Source organism: Helicobacter heilmannii, assembly GCF_001283065.1.
GTDB lineage: Bacteria > Campylobacterota > Campylobacteria > Campylobacterales > Helicobacteraceae > Helicobacter > Helicobacter heilmannii.
Window position 1 is genome coordinate 832727 of record NZ_CDMK01000001.1, and the last position, 7414, is coordinate 840140.

At 44.0% G+C, this 7414-nt stretch carries 7 protein-coding genes and 2 pseudogenes; 5 read left to right on the plus strand and 4 right to left on the minus strand.

The window, feature by feature from the left end:
- Nucleotides 1–111: 111 nt before the first annotated feature.
- Both AOG36_RS04190 and AOG36_RS04195 read right to left on the minus strand, forming a co-directional pair.
- Complete coding sequence (locus AOG36_RS04190) at nt 112–1218, minus strand: phage head morphogenesis protein (protein WP_015106621.1); 1107 nt, start codon at nt 1216–1218, stop codon at nt 112–114.
- On the minus strand, nt 1218–2414 hold the full coding sequence (locus tag AOG36_RS04195) for a phage portal protein family protein (RefSeq protein ID WP_015106622.1): 1197 nt from the start codon (nt 2412–2414) through the stop codon (nt 1218–1220). The genes AOG36_RS04190 and AOG36_RS04195 overlap by 1 nt, the downstream gene beginning before the upstream one ends.
- Here AOG36_RS04195 and AOG36_RS04200 point away from each other — a divergent pair.
- The 3 genes and pseudogenes from AOG36_RS04200 to AOG36_RS08235 form a co-directional block, all read left to right on the plus strand.
- Nucleotides 2395–2640, plus strand: a complete 246-nt coding sequence (locus AOG36_RS04200; RefSeq protein ID WP_015106623.1) for a hypothetical protein — start codon at nt 2395–2397, stop codon at nt 2638–2640. The genes AOG36_RS04195 and AOG36_RS04200 overlap by 20 nt on opposite strands.
- 296 nt (nt 2641–2936) lie before the next feature.
- On the plus strand, nt 2937–3146 hold the full coding sequence (locus AOG36_RS04205; RefSeq protein WP_015106624.1) for a hypothetical protein: 210 nt from the start codon (nt 2937–2939) through the stop codon (nt 3144–3146).
- 186 nt (nt 3147–3332) lie between these two features.
- Nucleotides 3333–3494: pseudogene (locus AOG36_RS08235) on the plus strand (transposase); the annotation flags it as partial.
- 278 nt (nt 3495–3772) lie between these two features.
- Here AOG36_RS08235 and AOG36_RS04210 read toward each other — a convergent pair.
- The gene (locus AOG36_RS04210; RefSeq protein WP_015106626.1) at nt 3773–5041 is read right to left on the minus strand and encodes a DUF2130 domain-containing protein; all 1269 of its coding nucleotides are present in this window, start codon (nt 5039–5041) and stop codon (nt 3773–3775) included.
- A gap of 312 nt (nt 5042–5353) precedes the next feature.
- Between AOG36_RS04210 and AOG36_RS04215 the strand changes: the two are divergent.
- Nucleotides 5354–6000 (plus strand): annotated as a pseudogene (locus AOG36_RS04215) (ParA family protein).
- Nucleotides 5990–6199, plus strand: coding sequence for a hypothetical protein (locus tag AOG36_RS04220; protein ID WP_015106630.1), 210 nt, complete (start codon nt 5990–5992; stop codon nt 6197–6199). Before AOG36_RS04215 ends, AOG36_RS04220 begins: the two are co-directional and overlap by 11 nt.
- 357 nt (nt 6200–6556) lie before the next feature.
- Here the strand turns inward: AOG36_RS04220 and AOG36_RS04225 are convergent, their stop codons facing one another.
- A complete protein-coding gene (locus tag AOG36_RS04225; protein ID WP_015106631.1) occupies nt 6557–6802 on the minus strand; it encodes a hypothetical protein in 246 nt (81 codons plus the stop codon).
- Between the last annotated feature and the right edge of the window lie 612 nt (nt 6803–7414).

Below are 7414 nucleotides of genomic sequence, written 5' to 3' on the forward strand. Positions count from 1 at the left end.
TGGGGTATTTGGTTGGGGGCTACCCTCCCTTAAGTCAAACAAGCCTTTTAGGCACAACTAGAATAACCAAAGGTGCGGGGTCCTGCCCGTCTAACTTAAAGTTAGTAATTTCTAGGGCTGTGCCGGACCACCCCATGCAAACTCAGGGCTTTTATAAAGTAGGGGATTTCTTGCTAATTGCTTCATGATCTTCTTCCCGTTAGAGCTGTGCAACAAACTCGCAAATCCGTTTAAAGTTTCATGCACCCCCACACTCAAGCGATACCACCGCCCAAACTTCACCCCAATTAAAATAATTGTGGGGTCTTTTAGGTCTTTAAACACCGCTAAAGGCTGCTCTAGAATATCTTGCACTAAGTAATAATCAAATAGATCGGTTTCGGGGTGTTTGTCTAGGTGCTTTTGTAAAGTTGCCCCGCTTAACACGACTTGATCCGCGGGTGCTTCAACCGCCTTGACCACCACAGGGGGCAGCGTGGCAAAGTCCATGACCTGATCGGGGTTCAATTGCACTAGACTTAAAAACCTTTGCTTCTTTTGCTCAATAGAGTTTAACACCGCTTTTAAAAGCCCTGTGGCCTTAGCATTGTTTGCGTATCTTTGCAGTTTTTCGCTAAAAAAGTTGTGTAAAAACTTAGAAGTATCGGGCTCAAAGCCCCCCGCTTCTTGAAAGCGATCTTTAGGCGGGGTGGTGGTAACGGCAATGCCTTTAGCCTTAATTTGCCTTTCGCTAAACATTTGCAGCTCACACCTACACCCCCAATCTAACGGCGGGGTGTGGGTGTGCCAAAATTCATGTTTTCTAGGCAGGCACACGCCGTCGAATTCTAAGTGCCTTGCGCGGCTATCGTGCCGGCTGTAGTAAATGTAATACCAGCCGTCCCCATCGCTTGAATCAGTGATGGGCGGGGCGTTTTCATAGCGCAACATTTTGCCCCTAGTGTTTGCGTAAATGGCGTTGTATCTAAAAATGCGCTCTTGCTGTTTTTTGTGGATATTTGCTAAGAGGTCTGGGTTAGCTTTTTGAAACTGGTTAAAGGTTTGGCCTTTGGCTAAGGCGGTTTCAAGTGCACTCTGATACGCTATTAAAGTATCAATCTTGCCCACCCCGCTAATGCTAAACGCCCTTAAATACTCGTTAAACTTGAATTTAGCGGGGTTAGATATTAGTTTAGGCTCCCTTGCCTGAATGCTCGCGATCGCTTCTAAGAAGGGCATTAAAGGCCTTTGGCGACCTGATCTAACAGCTCTTCTATTTCCTTATCATCAATGCTTAAGGGGGTGGTTTTGGCAGCATTTGGGCTTTGGTTTAACCCCCCGTTAATGCGGCTTAAAGGCACTTTAAAGGTCTCTTCAAGGGTCTTTAAATCCACTTCAACCCCCATGTCATACAGGGTTTTATACACCTGCACCTGCCTTGCCTCGTCAATTTCTGTATTTGTATCTAAGCTCAAACTAAAGGGGGGTACTTGCTTGAAGTAAAGACTAAATTGCGCCTTTAAAGCGGTGTTGAGCACAGGCGTTAAAAAGCGCGCGTCAAATTCTAAAAAAGCCTTACTGATGTTTTCATGCACCGTGCCTAAAGCCTGTGTGCCTTTTTCCACGGCGTTTCCGGCTAACACTTGCCCGTTAATGGCCTTGCTGATGTTTTCATCGCAGTAACGGATGAAATTTAAAAACGCGTCCTTGTCCACATTGCCGCTTAATAAGTCTAGCTGGTCATCCGCGCCAAACACGCCCACAGAGGCGGCGCGCAATTCTTCTAAATTGTCTAAAAGCCGCTCTAAGCCCCTTTCATCAATGTCCGGGCTTTTGGCAATTAGGGGGGGAATGCTCAAATTTTCTAAATAGGTCATGTATTTAGACATGGCCAAATATTTTAGGGCCACAATGCTGATAACACGATAGCCCACACTTTCATACACACTTAAGGGGCACACGCTCAGAACATCGGGTTGTTCTTCTAAGTATACTCTAGTGCCGTTGCAATAGACAAAGGGGAGGTTATTTTCGCAATATATGTAATTGTGGGGGATTAATTGAAAGTTAAAAACCCCGTCTTTTAGGGTTTTGACAAAGTAGGCACAGCCAAAGAAAAGCGCGCTGGTGCAGTCATAAAGAAAAGTGGTAAAGCCCTTGTTTTGGATTTCTTTAAAGGCGCTTTGGGCTCTTTCATCTTCACATTCAAGCACTAAGGGTAAACGGCTGACTAATAAACGCCGTTTAAACACCTCGCTACTCACCTGCGCGTCAAAACGCAAGAAATAGCGGTAAACCTTAACCAGCTCCTCGTACCTTTCGGTGCTTAGAGCTTGTTTTATGCTCTGGTAGTCTAAAACGCTTGGGATGGGGTTTTTGGCCGCCCCTTTGAGATTAAAGGACATTGCCACAAAAATGCATGGTAGGTTTTCCATTAAAAAAGTCCTACCTGCCTTGGTACCCACCTTTCAAGATGCCTATGCCAAATTGGATTTGATCCATGATGGTGCAGACACTGCTACTTCTTATGATAAAATGCCCCAAATACCACAAAAACAGCAAGAACGGACCAAAAAAGCCCTTTTGGAGTATTGCAAGCTCGACACTTTGGCAATGGTGAAGGTGCTAAGGGTTTTAAAAAGGTATTTGTTTCAATACTGAGTAAGCAAATTCAAACCAACACACATCATTAAGGAATGCAATATGAAAAAGAAACTTTTTAGACCATACATTGTCTTGCCATCTGCCCTTTGGTTTGAAAGGCTTTGAGGACAAGTTTGGGAATTTGTGAGATAAAAGGTCTCTGTAGACATGTACATCTAATGTGCGCACGCCGAAAGGACTAAGGTGAGCGGGTATGGGGTTTTGTTCATCTTGTCTTGCAAGGACAACGACAAAACATCCATGAGAGTAAAGGAAGATCGTTTCTTGGCAACACTTAGTACACCTTACAAGGCGTGCCCCCGGCCAGCGTGCTGTTTTGGGATTTGGATCAGATGTATTTATGCACTCTCTACAAGGTCTTAGGGAGCATTGGGCGGCCGGCCTATATCCTTTTACATGCTAAATCCACCTATCTCTTAAAGCATGTCCCCCGCTTTAGAGCTTTGGATAAATGCTACACAGAACACACAGATTTTACCGGTGCGTTTTGGAGTATCTGTTGAACAAACACACCCTCGTATGTAGTTCCAAATTGTATGAAAATGTGTACTTTAAATTTGCGCGAGAAAGCATTAACACCTCTTTACCCCCAAAAACCCCCTAGCTTGCGTTAGGCATATACTCTGCAAGAGCATAGCAACAGACAATGATTTTAAACATTGTTATGATTATTGTATGCAATGCATTGTATGAAAGCCTCCATCCAATACAAAAGCAACAATAACATTGTCTAACGCTCTGCGTTAAATCCCTCTTGCAAACACCACATTGTGTGGTGTCCCAAATACATGAGAAAAGTCCTTGTGGATCAGGTGAAAATAAGGTTGAAACAAATCATTTTAGAAAGAGCGGACTTACTCTTGGAGTAGGATGATAATGTCCACTTAAGATAGGCAAGCCTGTTAATCCCAAAATCCCCTAGCTTTTTGACTTGGGCTATAGCTGGGGGGTTAAACAGAGTGCAGAGAAAAAGAAAAGAGTTAAAGGGCATCATGGTGCAATCAAAACAACGCACACAGCACTAGAGGCATACCAACACACCAAACTCAAATAGCGCACCATCTATAGTTTTGCCATGGCAAAACAGGGGACAAAAAGAAAAGGCCCCTAGCCCCACAAACACATGAGCTTAAGCGTCCATTACTTCCGTGTCGTCATCATCTGCGCCCAACTCTAAAACCTTCAAGGGGGCGATGGCATTGCCTGCAATGCCCTCAATGCAGCCACGCGTACGCGCCACAATGAAATGCAAGCCCTCTATTTGTTTCTCCCTCTTTGCCCATTGCTTTTCAAGCTTACTCATGTAGTTTTTGGCGGCCTTTTTCTCTTCATTAAGGCTATGTTGCATGGCTTGAAAAAGTGCAATGGCATCGCTCACCTCCCTTGCAAACTCCACCCCCACTAAATAATTATAGAGTTCGCGGACCTTGTCACTCTTGTTGTCTTGGCTTCTTTGTGCTAGGGCGACACTTAAGACCATCTCCCTTAAAATCCCGCAAAGCCCCTTAAATTCTTGAAAAGTGCAAACATACACACCCTTATAAAGCCCCATGCGCTCTATGCCCTTAGGCAGAGCCTGCGTAACAAGCACCCCCAAATGCGCCCCACATTCCCGTTTATTCTGCGTGAGTTTGTCAATCCACTCCTCTTTGAAGTGTTGGGCGCGTTTGCTTTCATAGCAGATCACACCGCAATCTTGCCCCCTCTCATCCCGCACGATTTGCAAACAATCCGCCCCCTTTGCGCCTTTGGGGACCTCTTGGATGCCATCTAGGGGGAATTTAAGGCGCAAATGCTCTTCAATCGCCAATTCTTGGACTTCGCCCTGTAGTTGTTGCGAAATCGTAGGTTGTGCTTTTTTCGTGAGTTCTTGCACGGCTTTTTGCAAATCTTCAATTTGCTTTTTTGCCTCTTTTAATGGGAGTTCATTTTCCTCTTGAAGCTTGAGCCTTAATGTCTTTTCCATCATTTCTTGTTGGGCTTGTAATTGTATGGCGTTTTGGACTTGCAGGCGGGCTTGCTCTTGTTGTATCTGCTCTTGCATTTGGGCGCGCTCTTTCTCAAGGGCTTGTGCGATGCCATGTTGCACTTGCGCTTGCATGGTCTGTTTTTGCAACTCTAATTGCCTCAGGGTTTCTTGGGTTTCTTGTTGGTTTTTAGCCATTTGTGTGCTTAAGCGGGCTTGCTCTTGTTGTATCTGCTCTTGGATAGCCTGCTTTTGGGATTCTAGTTGTCTAAAGGCTTGGGTGTATTCTTGCCGTTTTTGGGCAACTTCTTGCGCAAAATTCTCTTTCTCTTGCGCCATTTGGTACTCTAGCTCCTGGGCGACTTGTTTAGATAGAATTTCGCCCACACTAAAAGTGTGTTGGCAATGTGGGCATGTGATGCTATCGTTCATGGGGGTCCTTTGTGGTTGATGAAGGCGCATTATAACCACAAAAGGCTAACCAACCCCCTAACACCGTTTTTAGTGTCCTTGTGGGAATGAATACCTTAGTAAATACAAATAGACATAAAATAATTCATGGTGTGGTGTTGTGTAGCATTGTATGGAGCATTGTATGGTATTTTGTAATATGGTGTTAAGCTGTGCATTGGCACCACACTTCCAAACCTATAAGCACGATTTGTAAGATTTATATTTTGTTACATTGTATGATATTGTAAGGTATTTTAGAATACGGTACTGTATGCGTTGTATTTTAAAGTCTTGCAAAATGTTTTGCAGGATCTTAAAGCTTTATATTTTAAAGTATTTTACACAAAAGAGCAAAAAGACATTGTGGTGCTAGACATCAACCCCCAACAAAGTGTGGAAGTCCTTGTCAATATTCGGGGAAAAACCGACCTGTCCACTTTCCCTCTTTTCAACAAAACGGGCAACATTACCGATACACTCAAACAAATGATAGATAAATATGACACCTTGTTATAGATACCAAGAGTGAGCATTCCAAAGAGAGCCTACGGATGGTTTACTCAGCGACATCGTGCTTATCCCCACCACTCCAAGCCAGCTAGGCACCGCCGTCTTGCTTGAAATATTTGAGCACATTGAAAACCTCCAAGCCCTCAACGAGAAGCTAAAAGTCCTCATCCTCATCAACCGCATGCCATCTCCATCCCCAAGGAACGGCAGGCGTTGGTAGAGTTTATCAAACAACGCAACACCAATGATCGGTTTTTTTGTTAGACAGCAGTCTGTGCGAGCGCATCGCCTTTAAGCACAGCATCGCCGAGGACTTAGGAGTGATGGAGTACAACGACCCTAAAGCTAAGACCGAGTGGAAACAATTTTTTCACGAGTTTAGCACCCATTTCTCCACCCATATTAAGGAGAATAACCATGCAATTTAAAAACACCAAGAGAGACACTAATATGGGAGCAAACGAACTAGAAGCCCTAGATTCCGAATTCACCAACGAACTAGACAAGGACACCAAGAAATACTACACTTTGTTTTTATCCCAAGCCACGATGGCGAAACTAGAAGCCTACCTTAAAGAGTTCGGCGTTTTAATGAGAATAAAAGCACCTTCATCCAAGAAGCCCTAGAATAGCATTTAAAGTGCAAAAAAGAGTAGATGAGACAAAATCTGTCTAATAAACTAGATAAGTTAGACTAAATAGTTCTTATTTTAGCTGGCTTTATTTGCTTTGCAATGCTTGCGCCACCACTTTCTTGGCGGGGGCCTTGCTCTTTGGCAAATGACTTGGCTTAAAGTGGCAAGAAAACTTGCGGAAAGGCTATGTTTAAGATGGGGTCTGAAGCTACAATTTTCAAGCTTGTCTAGAAGTTCTAAACTCTTGGGCGTGGCGTGCCTTTGAACGAGCTTGTCAAGGCGGTGATTAAAATAACTTTAAAAAAGGGATACTTGCGTTTGAGCTTGAAATGATGGATGATTAGGAACTCTACCTCCCTTGAATGAAACTGATGAGTGCGCGCCCATTATCAAAAATGGGGGCGGGTTTAATGATCTCGTTTGTGTCATTATCTATCAATATTCCAAAATTGCCCAAATACCGATCCACATTGCCAGTAATGGCATCAAAGAGCATCAAATCACTTAGGGTCTGCTTACCCATCACCTTCTCTACGCTCTCTTGTGCTTGTGCATAGATAAAGCCTTGTTTACAGACTTGCGAGCAAATACTCACAAATGGCTAAAAACCACACTTCTTGGCTTGTAAAGAGCCCACAGGCACCAAACCTTTCTTCATTAGTTGCTCTAACGCATAGGCCACACAATCTAAGTCCAAAGCCTTAGCCACTTGCGGCATATAGTGTTCGCATAAGTTGCCCCCTACGGTTCATCCACTCCACACCCCCTTGACTCGCTTCAATGCTCTTGGCACTCTTGCACAAATATTTCTTGGGCATGTCAACGGGGTTAAAGGGGTTTCGTAGAGATTGACACGAGCCCACGCATAAAGGTGCGCTGTTGGTGTGGACCACACAAAACTATTTTTTTTAAGTATAGAGTAACAGCGGATTTATGGATTTACGCTCTATAATTCACGCCAATAAGCGGTTTTCACCCACTCCATTAAGGTGCAGATAGTGTGGCAGTAGACGATCATTGAGAACTTAAAAGCGTAGGTTTTTGCCCTCGTTTAAAACTTCAAACTCTAAAAACAGGCGGTCTCTGTCGAGTAGGGTGTAGTGCACGGGTTTGATTGGTGACATCGTACTTGCCGGTGTTGTCGTGTGTCTTGACTGAGAAACAGCTCAAGATTGATTTAATTTGCAATTTTACCCCCATTCCACAG